The organism is Pseudomonas sp. IPO3774, from assembly GCF_013386835.1.
GTDB lineage: Bacteria > Pseudomonadota > Gammaproteobacteria > Pseudomonadales > Pseudomonadaceae > Aquipseudomonas.
On the sequence record NZ_JACAQY010000002.1, the window covers coordinates 1 to 17,381 of the forward strand.

Annotated in this window: 14 protein-coding genes; 6 read left to right on the top strand and 8 right to left on the bottom strand. The window is 61.9% G+C overall.

From position 1 onward, the window contains the following. Window positions 1–220: 220 nt before the first annotated feature. From HYE77_RS00410 to HYE77_RS00425, 4 genes are all read right to left on the bottom strand, one after another. Entirely contained in the window at window positions 221–1,288 is a 1,068-nt protein-coding gene (locus tag HYE77_RS00410) for an ABC transporter ATP-binding protein (protein ID WP_008430152.1), read from the bottom strand. Window positions 1,289–1,293: 5 nt separating this feature from the next. Beyond that, window positions 1,294–2,085, bottom strand: a complete 792-nt coding sequence (locus HYE77_RS00415) for an ABC transporter permease (protein WP_008430153.1) — start codon at window positions 2,083–2,085, stop codon at window positions 1,294–1,296. A gap of 28 nt (window positions 2,086–2,113) precedes the next feature. Then, window positions 2,114–3,049: an ABC transporter permease gene (locus HYE77_RS00420; protein WP_008430156.1), complete on the bottom strand. Its 936-nt coding sequence runs from the start codon at window positions 3,047–3,049 to the stop codon at window positions 2,114–2,116. 109 nt (window positions 3,050–3,158) lie between these two features. Further along, complete coding sequence (locus tag HYE77_RS00425; RefSeq protein ID WP_008430158.1) at window positions 3,159–4,319, bottom strand: PotD/PotF family extracellular solute-binding protein; 1,161 nt, start codon at window positions 4,317–4,319, stop codon at window positions 3,159–3,161. Window positions 4,320–5,078: 759 nt separating this feature from the next. Between HYE77_RS00425 and HYE77_RS00430 the strand changes: the two genes are divergently transcribed. Beyond that, entirely contained in the window at window positions 5,079–6,170 is a 1,092-nt protein-coding gene (locus HYE77_RS00430; RefSeq protein WP_177068237.1) for a thiamine pyrophosphate-dependent enzyme, read from the top strand. On the opposite strand, the gene HYE77_RS00435 is transcribed toward HYE77_RS00430, so the two are convergent. Continuing rightward, the gene (locus tag HYE77_RS00435; RefSeq protein ID WP_032899479.1) at window positions 6,161–7,027 is read right to left on the bottom strand and encodes a helix-turn-helix transcriptional regulator; all 867 of its coding nucleotides are present in this window, start codon (window positions 7,025–7,027) and stop codon (window positions 6,161–6,163) included. The two genes, HYE77_RS00430 and HYE77_RS00435, sit on opposite strands and share 10 nt — an antisense overlap. 439 nt (window positions 7,028–7,466) lie before the next feature. Here HYE77_RS00435 and HYE77_RS00440 point away from each other — a divergent pair, with 439 nt between their 5' ends. The 5 genes from HYE77_RS00440 to HYE77_RS00460 all read left to right on the top strand — a co-directional run bounded on the left by HYE77_RS00440 (window position 7,467) and on the right by HYE77_RS00460 (window position 13,257). Next, window positions 7,467–8,633 (top strand): Gfo/Idh/MocA family protein, encoded by a 1,167-nt coding sequence (locus tag HYE77_RS00440; RefSeq protein WP_177040046.1) that lies wholly within the window; start codon window positions 7,467–7,469, stop codon window positions 8,631–8,633. A 64-nt stretch (window positions 8,634–8,697) separates the two neighbouring features. Further along, window positions 8,698–9,729, top strand: a complete 1,032-nt coding sequence (locus tag HYE77_RS00445) for a glycoside hydrolase family 3 N-terminal domain-containing protein (RefSeq protein ID WP_177009789.1) — start codon at window positions 8,698–8,700, stop codon at window positions 9,727–9,729. After that, window positions 9,716–10,756 (top strand): glycoside hydrolase family 3 N-terminal domain-containing protein, encoded by a 1,041-nt coding sequence (locus tag HYE77_RS00450; protein ID WP_008436030.1) that lies wholly within the window; start codon window positions 9,716–9,718, stop codon window positions 10,754–10,756. Before HYE77_RS00445 ends, HYE77_RS00450 begins: the two co-directional genes overlap by 14 nt. Next, complete coding sequence (locus HYE77_RS00455; protein ID WP_177050026.1) at window positions 10,740–11,621, top strand: sugar phosphate isomerase/epimerase; 882 nt, start codon at window positions 10,740–10,742, stop codon at window positions 11,619–11,621. The genes HYE77_RS00450 and HYE77_RS00455 overlap by 17 nt, the downstream gene beginning before the upstream one ends. A 49-nt stretch (window positions 11,622–11,670) precedes the next feature. Continuing rightward, window positions 11,671–13,257: a GMC family oxidoreductase gene (locus HYE77_RS00460; protein ID WP_134326920.1), complete on the top strand. Its 1,587-nt coding sequence runs from the start codon at window positions 11,671–11,673 to the stop codon at window positions 13,255–13,257. 312 nt (window positions 13,258–13,569) lie between these two features. On the opposite strand, the gene HYE77_RS00465 is transcribed toward HYE77_RS00460, so the two are convergent. The 3 genes from HYE77_RS00465 to xylF all read right to left on the bottom strand — a co-directional run bounded on the left by HYE77_RS00465 (window position 13,570) and on the right by xylF (window position 17,336). After that, complete coding sequence (locus HYE77_RS00465; protein ID WP_003219656.1) at window positions 13,570–14,706, bottom strand: sugar ABC transporter permease; 1,137 nt, start codon at window positions 14,704–14,706, stop codon at window positions 13,570–13,572. Next, window positions 14,707–16,266, bottom strand: a complete 1,560-nt coding sequence (gene xylG, locus HYE77_RS00470) for a D-xylose ABC transporter ATP-binding protein (protein ID WP_177068238.1) — start codon at window positions 16,264–16,266, stop codon at window positions 14,707–14,709. It lies immediately after the preceding gene. Window positions 16,267–16,334: 68 nt separating this feature from the next. Then, the gene (gene xylF, locus HYE77_RS00475; protein WP_177068239.1) at window positions 16,335–17,336 is read right to left on the bottom strand and encodes a D-xylose ABC transporter substrate-binding protein; all 1,002 of its coding nucleotides are present in this window, start codon (window positions 17,334–17,336) and stop codon (window positions 16,335–16,337) included. Between the last annotated feature and the right edge of the window lie 45 nt (window positions 17,337–17,381).

Consider the following 17,381-nt stretch of genomic DNA (forward strand, 5'->3'; position numbering starts at 1 on the left):
GCCGACAGGCGGGGCAGAGCCCTAATGAGATGGTCAGCCCGGCACGGGCCCCCGGTAAATCTAGACTTACCGGAGGGCCCACTTCCCGCTCAATAAAACCGACCATTACTCTCTTCCCCCCGGGCAAAAAAAACGCCAGACCAGCCTCCCGTGAAAGAGCGCATGATCCAGCGTAAAAATGAACCTCGGCTGCTTCAGCCAGGCCCCATGTTCAACCCCTTCAGACCGGAATCACCACAAAGCTTTCCGGTTTGCAGGTCAACGCCACGTTCGTCCCCGGCGGCAGTGCGTGGCTGCCGGGAGTCGGTAGTTGCTGGCATTTGAGATCAAGCGTGCCACCGGCCACCTCCACGCGGTAGATCACCCGATTGCCGATAAACGAAGTGTCCTTGACCTTCCCGGCGAACGCACCGTCGGCCAGTGCGGCGCCCAGCGCCGGCTCAAGGCCGATGGTTTCAGGCCGGATCGACACATTCACCGGCCCTGCACCCACGCCGCTTTTAGCGGTGTGGGCATAACGCCCAAACGGCAACTCGACCACGCCACCGAGCCCATACGTGCCGTTGACGATATTGGTATCGCCGAAAAACCTGGCGGCAAACAACGTGCGCGGCGACCAATACATCTCCTGCGGCCCGCCGATCTGCTCGATGCCACCCTTGTTCAGCAATACCACACGGTCCGACAAGATCATCGCTTCGTCCTGGTCGTGAGTCACATACACAAACGTGGTGGAAGTCTCTTCGTGGATGCGCTTGATCTCGTTAAGCATGTGATGGCGAATCTTCAGGTCCAGGGCCGCCAGCGGCTCGTCCAGCAGCAACACCGCCGGGCGATTCACCAGCGCGCGGGCCAGGGCCACACGTTGCGCCTGCCCGCCACTGAGCTCGGAGATCCAACGGCTCTTGAAGCTTTCCAGTTGCACCAGTTCCAGCGCCTTGTTCACTTCACGCTTGATCTCATCCTTGGGCTTCTTCTTCAAACGCAACCCGAAGGCAACGTTGTCGAACACGTCCAGGTGCGGGAACAGCGCGTACTTCTGGAACACCATATTCACCGGGCGGTGTTCAGGCGCCAGGGCGGTGGAGTCCTTGCCGTCGATCACCACTTTGCCGGTGGTGGGCTCTTCGAAGCCGGCAATGATCCGCATCAGGGTGGTCTTGCCGCAGCCACTGGGGCCGAGCAGGGTCAGGATCTCGTTGCGTTTTACCGTGAGGTCGACTTTGCCCAGGGCAGTGAGGTTGCCGTAGCTCTTGGAAATCCCGGTCAGTTCAATACTGTTGGTCATGGTGATTACTCTGCAGTTTCAGCACGTTCAAGTTCGAGGCGGCGACGACGCAAGGTCATGACCAGGCCGGCAATGGCGATGATGGCGATGGTCACCACCAGCATGAATACCGAGGCGGCATTGATGGTGGGGCTGACGGCGCGGCGCATCATCGAAAGAATCATGAGGGGCAGCGTGGTGTCGCTGCCGGTGACGAACACGGTGATCAGGAATTCATCCATCGACAGCGCCACCGCGAGGATCGCGGCGCCGGCAATGGTTGGCCCGATGATCGGCAGCGTCACCAGCCAGAACGCTTTGAGGGGCGAGGCGCCGAGGTCACGGGCGGCCTCCTCGAACGACAGGTCGAAATACTCCAGCCGTGAGCGCACCGACTCCACGAAGAACGGAAAGGTGAACAGGGTGTGGCCGATGATCACCGTCAGCAGCGAGCGGGGCAGGCCGACCAGTGAGAAGAAAATCACCAGTGCAATCCCCAAAAACAAACCGGGCAAGGCGATGGGGGCAAAGTTCATGAACGCGAACACCGCTTTTACCCGGCCTTTCATGCGCATCAGCGCCAGGGCCGAGAACGTGCCCAGCAGCGTGGTGAGAATCGCCGAACCGGCGGCGACGATCGCACTGTTGGTCAGGGCTGTCATGAAGTCCGAACTGCTGAACAGCGCCTCGTACCAGCGCGTGGAAAAACCCTCGAACGGGAACGACAGCGAGGCGGACGAGTGAAAGCTGAACAGCGCGATAATCGCGATGGGCGCGTAGAGGAACAACATGTAGACGTAAGTGAATAACCGGATCATGGCGAGTTACCTTTTTTATGAGCGGCAGTCAGTCGTGGTAACGCTTGCCGGGTGCCAGGTTGGCTGCGCGCAACACCCCCAGCAGCAACGCGTACACCAGCATGAACACGATCAACAGCAGATAAGCCATCGCCGCACCGAGTGGCCAGTTACCTACCGAGCGGAACTGGTTGGCGATCACCAGCCCGGTGGTCATCGCATCCCGGCCGCCCAGCAGTTGCGGGGTGACGTAGTCGCTGGCGGCCAGCACGAAGGTGAACATGAACGAGCTGACGATGCTCTTGTGAGCCATCGGCATGATCACCCGCCACAGAATGGTGACACCGCCGGCGCCCAGGTCGGCAGCGGCCTCCAGGTAGTCCTTCTTGATGTCCCGCAGGCCCGACACCAGCAGCAACAGGGTGAAGGGCAGCATGATGTGCACCAGGGTCAGCACCACGGCGAACTTGCTGAACACCAGCCACTCCAGCGGCTGGTCGATCAGGCCGAAGTGCAGCAGGGTGGAGTTGATCACGCCGTTGGTGCCCAGGATCGAGCGCCATGCGTAGACCCGTACCAGGTAACTGGAAAACCACGACACCAACGCCAGGTACAACACGGCGTTGGAGCGTGTGCGGTACACGATGTAATAGGCCACCGGCGCACTGATCACGGTGGAGAGCAGGGCGGTCCAGAAGCCGTTTTGCAGGGCGATCCACAGCGAGTCATAAAACCCGCTGGCGCTCAGGGCCTTGGCATAGTTGGCCAGGGTGGCGGCGGGCTCCATGCTGAAGGTCTTGGCGGTCCAGAAACTGGCAATCAGCAACAGTGCCGACGGAACCAGAAAGAACACCACCAGAAACAGCAACGGCGGCGACGCCAGCCAATACCCGCTGAGGGTTCTCTTATCCATCTTCACGTGTTTACCGACCCTTGAATCGCCGTCGTCCAGGGGCATGGACTCGGTGTTGTTGACTACGGTCATGATGAGGTTGCCTTTGCGTTTTTATTCGAGAGTCAGGGCGCGTTGACCCGTGGGGCGCGTGTTGATGAACACCCACCCCACGGTTGCCAGCGCCGGCGTGCCAAGCGCTCTAGAACGAGCCTTTGAAGTTCGCCCACTGATCGATCCATTCCGCATAGGTCACATACTTTTCGGAGCTCAGGGGCGGTTGGCCATAGAGTTTGGATTTCTCGAAGAAGCTGTCGAGGTTCGCGTAGTCAAAGGTGTTTCTCAGGTCCTCCGGCAGCAGCGGCACGGCCTTGGGGTTGACCACGCCGGAGAACATCGTGGTTGCCATCTTGGCCTGGGTATCGGGCTCCAGGGTCTTGTTGATGAACTCCAGGGCCAGGGGAATATCCTTGGCGGTTTTCGGGATGAACAACGCATCGCACCACAGCGCTGCGCCTTCGCTGGGCACCGACAGGGCAGTGGTCACGCCGCGCTTGATGGTTTCGCTCGGGGTGTTGGCGGAGGCCGAGAACACCGCGTCCACTTCACCCGATACCAGCAGCGATACCGCGTCACCCGACGAAGCCGCGAACACGCGGCATTGATCACGGTACGGCTTGAGTTTTTCAAAGGCGTCGTTGAACTCGGCGCGGGTCAGGTTGGGGTACTTGTCGCCGTAGCCGGCGATGGTCGCGATCAGCGACCAGTTCGAGGTGCCGTCATCGACAAAGGTCAACTTGCCCTTGAGCTTGGGGTCCAGCAGGTCGGTGTATTGGGTGGGCTTTTTGACGTTCTTGGGGTTGTAGATGATGGTGTTCATCCCCCACAGCAACGGGATGCCCCATTGCTTGCCGTCCCAGTACCAACGGCTGCCCTTGTAGAACAGCGCGAGGGTATTGTCGGCGGAATAGTTGGGGATCTTCGTGGTGTCGATGGCCTTGAGCAGGCCCATTTCCTGATAGATCTTTTCGTAGCCCAGGGCGTACATGGTCAGGTCGAGCTGCACTGGATCGGAGCCGGCCAGCCGGGCGGTGATGTCGTCCTGGTTGCTGGCATAACTGGAGCGCACGGTAACGTTGCGTTGCTTGCGCCAGTCGGCAAGTTCGGCGTCGCCGGTTTCGCCTTCCCAGCCGAGGATTTCCAGGTGCCCGGTGGTGGCGGCAAATGCGCTGGGCACGAACGAGCCGAGGTACAAGCCTGCGGCAGAGGCGGCAGCGCCCAGCAGGAACGAGCGTCGTTTCAAGCTGAGGGAATTGAAGTCAATGCCGGTCAAACCATAACCCGTCTCTATTTCTTTTTTCATTTCGAGTTCCTGCCTGGGTGGTGGGTGCAAATGTTGAGCGACTTGCAAGGCATGGGCCTGGTGTCGATGCCAGGTGCGTCCTTTTGTATGCAGTCAGTTGGATCGGCAGTGTTATGGCCAGCATTGATTCCATGCTGCTGGGGAGGGTGGTAAGGCCTCCACTGTTCCGATTGACTCTTCCTTGGCGGGGCGACGCACGCTTATTCCGGGCTGCAGGGTGTTGCGGGCCTGAAGCGGTGCGCCCAGCGCTTGATAGGCTCGGCTTGTTGTTTTCATGGGTTGAGTATTGAGCGGGGAGGCGGGGGGCTCAATTTCGCAGGGGGGTTAAAAGCGACGCACTCTGACGCATTGGAGTGACCTAAGCGGCGCACGTGGGGGGCCAGGGGTTTCTGGGGGGATCCGTAGCAAGAGCACGGCGGCCTGAAAGCCGACCTGCAGGTTAGAAACCAGAGCAGAAGCAGAGCGGCTTTTCTGTAGGCGCTGGCTTGCCTGCGATGCAGACAACTCGGTACATCAGACACACCTAGGCGATGCCATCGCTGGCAAGCCAGCTCCCACATTTGACCGTGCCCGCTTTAGCTTTTGATTTGGCTTCTAACACTCAAGCCGGCCTGCAGGCCACTGTGCTGTAGTGAGCCCCAATATCTGCGTCAATCTGCGTCTCTTTTACCCAAGGTGCGAAATTGAGCCCACCCCGCACCAGGCGAATACTCCAAGCCTGATCCCGGCCCAGACGCCGCGCATTCGCTGGAGTATCGAGTGAAATTCACAGGTGGCCAAATCATCGCCAAGGCACTCAAGGCCAACAGTGTCGACTACGTAGCCGGGCCCCCGGGCGACGGCGCCCGGGCCCTGGTGGAAGCGCTGCTGACCCCGGGCACCGACATCCCCTTTATCCACGTCATCCAGGCCCACAGCGCCGTGCACCTCGCCGACGGCTACTACCGTGCGTGCGGTCGCCCCATGGCCGTCGTACTTACGGGCCCCCTGGGCATCCCCTCAGCCCTGGGAGCCCTGGCCACCGCGCACCAGGACGCCTGCGCGCTGCTGGTCATCAGCAACGCCCAGCCCGACGCGATAGCCGCCAACGTCATGAAAGATCACGCGACGGTTTCGACACTACAACAGCTACCCCAAGCCCTGCGCCAAGCCTTCGACACCATGCTGAGCGCCCATCCCGGCCCCGTCAGCCTGTCCATTGACGACGCCCTCCAAGGCGCCTCCACCAACGCCAGCCTGCCACCCGCCACCCTGCGTGCAGAACCCCAACCCACCCCGCGTAAAATCAGCGTACTGCGCGAAGGCCGCGCCTCATCCTCCGTGCTGGAAAACGATGCCATCCTCGTCTTCGGTAGCGGCCCCACCCAGCCCATGGCCCGCAAGATGTTCCCGGTGCATTACCCCGGCAGGCACTTGTGCGCCGGCAACCCCGCCACCCTCGGCTGGGCCGTCCCGGCGGCTATCGGCGCCAAGCTCGCCATGCCCGCCCGCCAGGTGGTCTGTGCCGTGGGCAGCCGGGATTTCCTGCAGTCGATGCAAGAGATGGCCGTGTGCGTGATGCACAGCATTCCGGTGGTGTTCCTGGTCTTCAACAGCAACGGTGACGAAGCCCTGGGCGACGTACAGACGTCGCCCATCGAGCAGCACCGGGCCGGTGAATTCAACCTGCCGGATGGCAAACCCTATGCCCCGGACTTCGCCGGCATCGCCCGAAACTTCGGCCTTGAAGCCTGGCGCGTGGAACACGCGTCACAACTCAACGCGACCCTCGTCAAAGCCCTCAACAGCAAGGGCCCGTCGCTGGTTGAAATGATGACGGCACGCCAGCCCCTGCAGGTCCCTCAGTCCTGACCGCCCCAGACAATGGTGGCGTTGTCGCCGGTCATGTATTCACGTACGTCCAGCGGGATCGACTGGTCGCTGGGCAACAGCACCGTTGCATTGCGCAAGTGGTGCTTGCGGATCTTGCCCTTGTCCACCAGTCCCAGCGCCATGCGCGTGGAGAAAGGCTGGCGGAACGAGGACGACGCCACACCCGTCACCAACCCATAGAGAAAACGGATCGGCCGACGATGCTGCGGCGTCAGGATCGAGAACGTCATTTCGTTACGTTGCTTGCCTTCGAAATCCACCATGAACAGGCGATCGCCCAGCAGCAGGCAGAACCCGTGGTAGGTGAATGAATACCCGATCTTGCCGCTGCCATCGCGCAGCGGAAAGCGCTCGACGGTGACGTACTGCACCATCGAGTCGGCGCGGTACAGGCAGGTGACCGAACGCAGGATCCGGCCCTTGTAGATCGATGAATTGTGGTAGCGGTAATACACCCCCAGATAGTCTTCGAGCACGTCAGCCGACTGCTTGGCCAGCGGCAGGAAATGATTGAACTGCTCCGAAGCCCGCAAGCCGGTCGGCAGTTCGTTTTCATAGCCTTCATAGAACTTCTTGAACTCGGCGGGCGGGCGGAAGAGGTCTTCGGCTTCCATCATGAAATAGCGGCCGATCTTTTGCAGAATCTTCTGCGACGGCACGTGCTGGCCCACCAGGTACTTGTTGAACTGCTGGCGGTTCACATCAACTTTGCGGCACATGTCGGCCACCGACCGGCAGGACTCCACCAGCGTGCTCAGGTTCTTTTGCACATTGGCCTGCAAGTCGCTGCGCGCCTGCTGTCGCTCGGGGTGGGAGGTGGCGGCGGCTAATGACAGGGGCGATGAGTCCGGGCGGCTGGGCATTATTATCTCGATGTACTTGGCTGGGTTAAGGCGCCAGTTATTAAAGTTATAGCGCGGTTATCGAATAACCTTGGGCATAACCGTAATAACCGTTTAAGCGTTTGAAACTTCCGATCATTACCAAAGCATCTTTCATGCCGTTTGTTTAAGTTCAAACATGAAGTTTGAGCATAACTGAATGCGTCAGATTGTAAGCGCTTTTACTGAAGGTTCGGCGCCAGTGCGTTGTGGTTTTCACGGGTCAATCGTGACGGTGGCGGTCCGCCCAGTAACACATTCGATAGCGACGGGTAACACCCCGTGCTGCGCAGGAGTGCTTCAGTCCGCGTCAGGTATCGCCAAGGGTGCGAAATGGTGGAAACACCGGTCACCCCTGATACTCGGGCCAATGCTTTTTGCGGAGGATTGGGCGATGGCAAGGTTGACCGGCGACATTCCCGGAAAGAGGCGACTCAAGGTCGGCATGGTCGGCGGCGGGCAGGGCGCTTACTTCGCCAGTTACCACCGCGCCGCGATGCGCCTGTGTAATCGCTTCGATATCGTCGCCGGCGCATTCTCTGCCGACGCGGATAAATGCCGCGAGGCGGGCGCAGCGCTCACTATTGAACCCGAACGTATCTACTTGTCGTTCGAGGACATGGCGGCCGCCGAGTCTCGCCGCCCCGACCCGATCGAGGCGGTGGTTATCGTGACGCCCAACCACTTGCACTTCGAACCGTGCCGGTTGTTCCTGGAGGCGGGCATCCCGGTGATCTGCGACAAGCCCCTGGTCAACCACCCTGACGAAGCCCGTGAGTTGGCGAGCCTTGCCGAGCGCCATGGGACATTTTTTGCGCTGACCTACACCTACCAGGGCTACCCGATGGTCAGGGACGCCCGCAGTCGAATCCAGGCCGGCGAGCTGGGTGAGCTGCGCTTCCTGTACGTCGAATACCTGCTGGAGTGGCTGGCCCCCGGCGTGTCCGGCTTGAGCAATAGCCTGGCGTGGCGCGGTGACCCGCAAAAGGCCGGCCCCACCGGCGCGCTGGGAGACGTCGGCACCCACGCCTTCAACCTGTTGGAGTTTCTTTCCGGGCAGCGCTGCACCCAGCTCAACGCCAAGTTGACCAGCGTGGTGCCGGGTTGGGGCCTGGACGATACCTGCGTGGTGCAACTGGAATTCGACGGCGGCGTGGATGGATTGTTGTGGGCCAGTTTCGCCGCGCCCGGGCATCGCAACGGCTTGCGCTTCAAGGTCGTCGGCAGCCTGGCTTCGCTCGAGTGGTGCCAGGAGTCACCGGAAACCCTGTTGTTCACGCCCACTGACGGTGCAGACCGCATCTATCGGCGAGGCCAGTCCGACAACAGGCCGCAGACGCTGACGTTCACCAGCTTGCCGGCGGGCAATACCGAAGGTTATCTGGAAGCGCTGGCCGTGCTGTACGCCGACTTCGCCGAGGCCCTGGACGCCGGGGCGCAATGGCGCACAGCGACCAGCGTCCCGTTGCCGGATATTCACGAAGGCGTGCGCGGGGTGTTGTTGTCCCAGGCCAGCCTCGAATCCCACCAGCAGCGGGCCTGGGTGCCTTTCCCGCGGTAATTGATTTCATGCGTGGCACCGCTGCGCATCCAACGACTCACCCAAACGCTGTTGAGGAAAAACAATGTCAAGCGAACTGCATCGCGCCGCGTATTCGGTACTGCTTCCCGCATTCGGGGATTTGCACCTGGACGACAATGTGCGCCGTTACCTGAGCCGTGGTGGTGTGTCCCTGTTGCTTGGGGAAACCCGGGATGAATACGTGGGCCGAGGCATGAGCCCGGCGCGCAAGGCGGCCGAGTCCAAAGCCGATTTCATCAGTATCGTCAAGGAAGCCACGGCGCTGGCGGGCTCTGCGGTGCTGATCGCGGTAGACCAGGAACTCGGCGGAATCGAGCGCCTGCACCAACTGGTCCCGGCGGTCGCCACCCGGGCGCAGCTCCAGGACCTCGGCGCCGAGGACCTCGAGCAACGTTGCTTCGAGATGGCCGCCGCGGCCCGCGGGCTGGGCGTGAATCTGTTCCTGGCGCCCATCGTGGACGTGGTCACCGGCGTCAATCCATGGCTGCACAACCGGCACCTGGGCGCGGATCCAGTGGAAGTCAGCCGAGTGTCCTGCGCGTTTATCCGCGGGGTGCAGCGCGCGGGAGTGATCGCCACTGCCAAGCACTTCCCCGGGCACTACGTCACCGAGCACGATCCGGCGATTGCCGAAGCCACCGTGCCGGGGCCGCTGGAATTGCTGCATGACAATCTTGAAGTGTTCAAGCAGGTCATCGCCACCGGCGTAAAAGCCGTCATGCCTGGCCCGGCGGTGTTTCCTGCGATTGATGCGCAGCAGTCGGCGTCCACCTCGTCGAAGGTCATCGGCGTACTGCGTGACACCCTCGGCTTCGAAGGCCTGATCATTTCCGATGACCTGGACGCGGTGTCGATACTGCGCGGCAACACCATCCCCGACACCGCCGTAGCCTCCCTGGTGGCCGGTGCGCACCTGTTGCTGGTGTCCAGCGAGTCAGGTCTGGACAGCATCGCCGAGGCGATTGTCGCCGCCGTCCACGAAGGCACCCTGGACCGCCAGGTTCTGTTGGACGCCGCTGCCAAGGTTCGTCAACTGGCAATCGCCACCCAGGAAACCAGCCATGAGCGCGAATGACCGCAAGGCCTACGGCGTACTGTTCCCGGTATTGCTGGACGTGCAGATGACGGATGACGTGCGTCGGTTCCTCGGCAATGGCGGGCGCAGCCTGTTGTTTGGCGAGACGGGAGAGGAATACGTCAGCGGAAAAATGAGCGCCAGCCGCCTGCAAACCGAAACCCTGGACATCTGGCAGCGTTTTACCGGCACGGCCACCGAACTGGGTGGGCCGCTGCTGCTGGCAGCCGATGCCGACATCTCCGCCGTGCACCGCTTGCAAGGGGTGACCCCGGCGCTGCCGGAGCCCGATGTGGCCCGGGCGATGGATTGTGCGGCGCTGGAGCAGGCGTGCTTCAAGGTCGCCACCGCCGCGCGGGCGACCGGGGTCAACCTGCTGCTGTCGCCGACGGCGGATGTGGTCGGCGGCCGTAATGTGTGGCTGGCGGGGCGCACGCTGTCGGGCGATGTCCACCAGACGGCGGCGATGGTCGGGGCGTATGTGCGCGGCGTGCGGCGGGCCGGGATGGCCAGCACCCTGAAGCACTTCCCCGGGCACCCGGTGCTGTTTCAGCAGCCGTCGACTGAAACGGCGGTGGTCAGCGAATCCATGCAGCAACTGCGGGCCTTCTGGCCCGGGTTCCAGGCCGGGATCGACGCTGGCGCCGATGCGGTGATGATGGGCCCGGCGATATTCGCCGCATGCACACCGCCCACGGCAGCCTCGGTGTCGCCTGAATTGATCGGCGTGTTGCGCCAGGAGTTGGGCTTCAAGGGGCTGGTGATGACCATCGACCTCGATCACCGCTCAACCATCGGCCAGATGTCCCTCGGCGAGGTCGCAGTGGCCGCGCTGAATGCCGGGGCCGACTTATTACTGATTTCCGCAAAGGCTATGCCCCACGTGCCGCAGATCGTTCGGGCGATTGTCGCCGCCGTCGCCGAGGGCCTCTTGCCCCAAGCACGGCTGGACGCCGCGGCGTTGGCCGTTGGTGCCTTGGCTGATCGCTACTCAACCGTAGGAGCGCCATATGGCAACCCAAAATAACGTCCTCGCCCTGCATTCCACCGTTGCGAAACACTCGACCCTGGCGATGGATATCGACATCGCCCGGACGCTGGGTTTTGACGCGCTGGAGATCAACAGCGGCAAGCTGGAGGCGTATCTGCAGGCCGGCTATACCGAGTCAGAGCTTCAAGCACTGCTCAACGACGTGCCTGTCACCGGCATCGGCTACCTGCGGGACATCGAACGCCAGGGCGCCGAGCGCGATGACCTGTTCAAGGAAGCCCGGCGGCTATTTGAGCTGGCCAATCTGGTGGGCGCCAAAGGCGTGCAGGTCCTCACCGGTCCGATCAATGTACAGGCGGTGATTGATTTTCAGGCGATCGGCAAGAGCCTGCATTACTCAGGCTTGCTGGGCATGGATCAGGCCGAACAATACGCCCGCACGGCAAGCAACCTGGCGGAGTTGGCCGATGTGGCCAGGCAATACGGTCTGCTGCTCTACCTCGAAGCCTTGTCCTGGACGCCACTCAACACCCTGGATCACCAACTGCAGCTGATTGAACGCACCGGGCGCAGCAACGTGAAGATGGTGATCGACTATTGGCATTGCTTTACCAGCGGCGTGACCCCTGCGGACGTCGCCCGGCTCGACAAGGACGTGATCTACGGCGTGCATGTCTGCGACTCACTGGCCTTCGAAGGCGGTATCCCGAATGAGGAAGTGCTGCGCGATGTGCCCACCGGCAGCGGCGTGCTCGACCTGGTCGAGTGGACCGCCGCGGTAAAGGCCACCGGTTACGCCGGGTGGTGGAGTTGTGAGTTGTTCTGCAAAAAACAGCAGCAGCAAAACAGCTACGCCGTCGCCCAACAATTGAAGACGCTGTTAACCGGCCTGGTCGGTTGATAACGCGCGTTTCGACACTGGCTGAATACTAAAAAGATCTGAGGTTGTCATGGTGGATTTCATCGTAATCGGGGGCGGCTCCACGGGCTGCACAGTCGCATCGCGCCTGAGTGAGGATGCGGGAGCGTCGGTGGTGCTGTTCGAGGAAGGCCCGCGGGATCGCAGCCCTTACATCCATATTCCCGGCGCCTACTACAAGACCGCCCAGGGCCCGCTGCTCAAGCGTTATGCGTGGGAGCCGACCGAGGACCAGCACCGCAGCGAAACGCCGACCATGGTCCAGGCCAGCGTGCTCGGGGGCGGCAGCTCGGTGAATGCGATGATCTATATCCGTGGCGTGCCCGCCGACTACGACGGTTGGGCCGAACAGGGCGCCGCCGGGTGGTCGTATAAAGACGTGTTGCCGTACTTCAAAAAGGCCGAGGACAACGAGCGGTTCTGCAACGAGGTGCACGGTGTCGGCGGGCCGTTGGGGGTGTCGGACCCGATCAATATCCACCCCTTGACCAAAGTCTGGCTGCGGGCCTGCCAGCAGTTTGGATTGCCCTATAACGAAGATTTCAACTCGGGCCAGCCCGAGGGCTGCGGGCTGTACCAGATCACCGCCAAAAACGGCTTTCGCAGCAGTGCCGCCGTGGCCTACCTGGCGCCGGCCAAGTCGCGCAAGAACCTGACGGTGAAGACCGGCTGCCGGGTGCTGCGTATCCTGATGCAGGGCAACAAGGCCGTCGGCATCGAATACCTGGAGAAGGGCGTGCGCCAGGTGATGCACGCCGACAAGGAAATCATCCTGTCCTGCGGCGCCATCAACTCACCCCGGTTGCTGATGTTGTCGGGGATCGGGCCCGCTGAGCAGCTGGAAAAACACGGGATCAAAGTGGTTCAGGATTTGCCCGGTGTGGGGCAGAACCTGCAGGACCATATCGAAATTTCACTGGTGTATGAGCTGACCGGCCCCCACAGCTACGACAAGTACAAAAAACCGTGGTGGAAGCTTATGGCGGGGTTGCAGTACGCGTTGTTCCGGCAAGGCCCGGCGGCGTCCAACCTGATTGAAGGCGGGGCGTTCTGGTGGGGCGACAAGACGGCGGTGCACCCGGATATCCAGTATTTCATGGTGGTGGGCGCGGGCATCGAAGAGGGTGTGGATTCGGTGCCCGGCGGCAATGGCTGCACGTTGAACCTGGGGCAGATACGGCCAAGGTCCAGGGGCTATGTGGAGCTTTACTCCGCCGACCCGATGTCCCCGCCGCGCATCGTGCCCAACTACTTTTCCGATCCGTACGACATTGAAAGCCTGGTGGACGGTTGCCTGGTGGGCGAACAGATCATGGCCCAGGCGGCCTTCAAACCCTACGTGGCTCGTCGGCATGTACCGGAACCCACCGTGCGCTCGCGCGAAGCGATGAAGCAGTTCTGTCACGAGGAAGCCCACGCCGCACTGCATCCATCCGGCACCTGTCGCATGGGTGTGGATGAGCGGGCGGTGGTGGGGCCGGACCTCAAGGTGCATGGCATCGAAGGGCTGCGGGTGGCCGATGCGTCGATCATGCCGACCCTGATTTCAGGCAACCCCAACTCGGTGTGCATCATGATCGGCGAAAAAGCTGCCGACATGATCCGGACCGCCCGATAGGGTTGCCCGGGCGGTAACACCGGCCTCTTTTTGAAGCAGGCTCAGGCGCCGATCAACCACAGCGCGAAACAGCTGCCGAGGGCCAGCAGCCCAAGGGCGATGCCAAGCTTTGCCTGCAGTTCAAGGGGCATTGCCCTTGGGTCCTGATGTTTGTCCATGGAATCAACGGACTGTACGCGGCCGTTGATCATCTGAGCGGTTGCAAAGAACAAACTGTGCATGGCATGTGCCTCGTGGGTCGTTTCTGCTCAAGTCGAGGCCGATATCGGCCGCCTGCTGATCAAGAGCAAGCTCCATGCCATTGCCCCAACCTCAACGACGCCCCGTCCGCGTACTCACATCCACCCACACCGCCAGCACCAGGATGCTGCCCTTGACGATCATCTGCCAGTAGCTGTCCACGTCGAGCATCGACATGCCGTTGTCCAGGCTGCTGATCACCAGTGCGCCGAGCAGGGCGCCGTACACCGTGCCCGAACCGCCGCGCATCGATGTACCGCCGATAAAGCACGCCGCGATAGCATCCAGTTCGCCCATGTTGCCCGCCGAAGGTGAACCCGCCGCCAGGCGCGCGGTGTTGACCAGCCCGGCAAGGGCGCACATCACGCCCATGATCCCGAAGATCCACAGTTTGACCGCCTGCACGTTGATCCCCGACAGGCGTGTGGCTTCCATGTTGCTGCCCACCGAGTAGATGCGCCGGCCAAAGACGGTCTGGCTGGTGACGTAACTGAACACCCCCAGCAGCACCAGCAGAAGCAGCACCGGCACGGGAATGCCGTCGTAGCTGTTGAGGGTGTAGACGAAGCCGGCCAGCACGAAACCGATCAACACCACGCGCACGCTGTCGCGCAGCATCGACGGCAGCGCCAAGCCGTGCAGGGCGCGGTTGTGGCGTTGGCGCCAGGTCAGGAATATCGCCAGCCCGAACAGCAACACGCCGAGAATCACCCCGACCACCGTCGGCAGGTAACCCTGGCCGATGTACACCAGTTGTGGCGAAACCGGTGCAATCGTGGTGCCGCCGGTAATGCCCAGCAGCACCCCGCGAAACGCGAGCATGCCGCCCAGGCCGACGATGAAGGAGGGGATGCGCAGGTACGCGGTCATGTAGCCGTTGCCCAGGCCAATCAGCAAGCCACAGAGGGCGACGATGGCCAGGTTCAGCGGCAGGGGAATGTGATAAACCACATCCAGGATCGCCGCGACGCCGCCGAGCAAGCCGAGCATCGAGCCCACCGACAGGTCGATCTCGCCGCTGATGATCACCAGCACCATGCCGCAGGCCAGGATGCCGGTAATGGACATCTGCCGCAGCAGGTTCGACAGGTTGCGCGGGGTCAGGAAACCGCCTTCGGTCTGCCAGCTGAAAAACACCCAGATCAGCACCACGGCGATCAACAGGGCGAGCATTTTGTAGCGGGTGAAGAGCTGTTTGACCTGGTTCATTTACGCGGACTTCCGATCATTATTATTGTCATGCCCGTTCGGTTGGCTGAGGGCGGCGGCGAGCACCTGTTCCTGGGTCAGGCCCTGGTTGATAAAGTCGCCGCGCAACTGGCCCTCGCCGATCACCAGCACCCGGTCGGAGACCCCCAGCACCTCGGCCAGCTCCGAGGACACCATGATGATCGACACGCCTTCGGCCGCCAGCGCGCCCATCAATTTGTAGATCTCATATTTGGCGCCCACGTCCACGCCACGGGTCGGTTCGTCGAGGATCAGCACCCGGGGTTTGGTCAGGAGCATCTTGGCCAGTACGGCCTTCTGCTGGTTGCCGCCGGAGAGGCTGGTGATCGGCAGGAACGGGTTCGCCGTCTTCAGGTGCATGCGCTTGATTTCCTGCTCGATGCTGCCCAGTTCCGCCTCGGCATCGATGCGCGTCAGGTGCGAGAAACGGTCCAGCACCGCCAGGGTGATGTTTTGCCCAACGCCCAGGTCCGGGACGATGCCCTGGCGCTTGCGGTCTTCCGGGACCATGCACAGCCCGGCGCGAATCGACTTCAGCGGCGTGCGTGTATCAATCGGTTTGCCATCCAGCCATACCTCGCCTTGGTAGCGCCCGGGGTAGCTGCCGAACAGCGCCGACACCAGTTCCGTGCGGCCGGCGCCCACCAGCCCGGCGATGCCGAGGATTTCGCCACGGCGCACGCTGAACGAGACATTGTCCACCCGCTTGCGGCCCGGGTTGTCGACGTCGTAGCAGGTGACGTTGCGCGCCTCGAACAGCACCTCGCCTACCGCATGGGGTTCGGTGGGGTAGAGGTTGCTCATCTCACGGCCGACCATCTGCGTGATGATGCGCGACACGTCCATCTCGGCCATGGCCGTGGTCGCGATGTGTTTGCCGTCGCGGATCACCGCGATGGTGTCGCAGATGGCCGAGACCTCATCGAGCTTGTGGGAGATGTACACGCAGGCGACGCCCTTGGCCTTGAGCCCACGGATGATGTCCAGCAGCACCTCGATTTCCGAGCGGGTCAGCGCCGAGGAGGGTTCGTCGAGGATCAGCAGGCGCGCCTGCTTGTTCAGGGCCTTGGCGATTTCCACCAGTTGCTGGTAGCCGCCGCCGTATTGCGAAACGGGCAGGGCGACGTTCATGTCCGGCACTTTCAGCTCGCGCATCAGGGCTTCGGCACGGTGCATCATGGCGGGGTAGTTCATGCGCCCGCCGGGCAGTGTCAGCTCGTGGCCCATGAAGATGTTTTCGGCCACCGAGAGGTCGGGTACCAGGGTCAATTCCTGATGGATGATCACGATGCCGCAGGCTTCGGTTTCGGCGATGGAGTGGGCGCGCAACGGCTGGCCGTCCCAAAGGATTTCGCCGTCCCAGGTGCCATGGGGATACACCGCCGACAGCACTTTCATCAGGGTCGATTTGCCGGCGCCGTTCTCGCCGCACAACCCTACGCATTCCCCGGGTTTTACCTTGATGTCGATGCCATTCAGGGCTTTGACGCCGCCGAAGGTCTTGACGATGTTGTTCATTTCCAGCAGGTAGTCGGACATGGCGGGCACTCATTCCACAGCGAAAAGGCAGGAGCGGCCTCAAACCGCCCCTGCAGTGAGCCGTACGCTTACTGCCCGGCGATTTGCGCTTTGGTGTAGAACCCGTCTTCTTCCAGCACGTTGACGTTGTCCTTGGTCAACGCGGTCGGCTTGAGCAGGATGCTCGACACCTGTTTGCTGCCGTTGTCGTACTGCGAGTTGTAGTCCGGTTTCTCGTCACGCACCAGTTGTACCGAGAGCTTGGCCGCCTCGGACGCCAGCAGCTTCAGGGGCTTGTAGACGGTCATGGTCTGGGTGCCGGCGATCACGCGCTTGATCGCGGCCAGGTCGGCATCCTGGCCCGAGACCGGCACCTTGCCCGCGAGTTTTTGTGCCGCCAGGGCCTGGATCGCGCCGCCGGCGGTGGCGTCGTTGGAGGCGACGATGCCGTCGATCTTGTTGCTGTTGGCGGTCAGGGCGTTTTCGACAATGCTCAGGGCTTCGGTGGGGTTCCATTCCTTGACCCATTGCTGGCCGACAATCTTGATGTCGCCCTTGTCGATCGAAGGCTGCAGCACCTTCATCTGGCCCTGGCGCAGGATCTTCGCGTTGTTGTCGGTAGGTGCGCCGCCCAGCAGGAAGTAATTGCCTTTAGGCTGCGCGTTCAACACGCCCTGGGCCTGCATCTCGCCGACCTTTTCGTTATCGAAGGAGATGTAGGCGTCGATATCGGCATTCAAAATCAGCCGGTCGTAGGACAGCACTTTCACCCCGGCTTTCTTGGCCTCGGCCACCACGTTGTTCAGCACCGTGGCATTGAACGGCACGATCACAATCACGTCGACGCCCCGGGAGATCAGGTTTTCGATCTGCGAGATCTGCCGTTGCTCGTTGGCGTCCGCCGACTGCACGTAGACCTTGGCCCCCAGTTGCTCGGCGGCGGCGGTGAAATAATCGCGGTCGCGGGCCCAGCGTTCAAGGCGCAGGTCGTCGATGGAAAAGCCGATTTTCGGATGGGCCGCGTCGGCCATGACCGAATTGGAAAGCAGTGCCAGAACGCTGGTGAGCAAGACGGTTTTCAGGTGTTTCATGATGGTGAGTCCCTTTTATTGTTGTTTAGACGCACTGCTGGACCT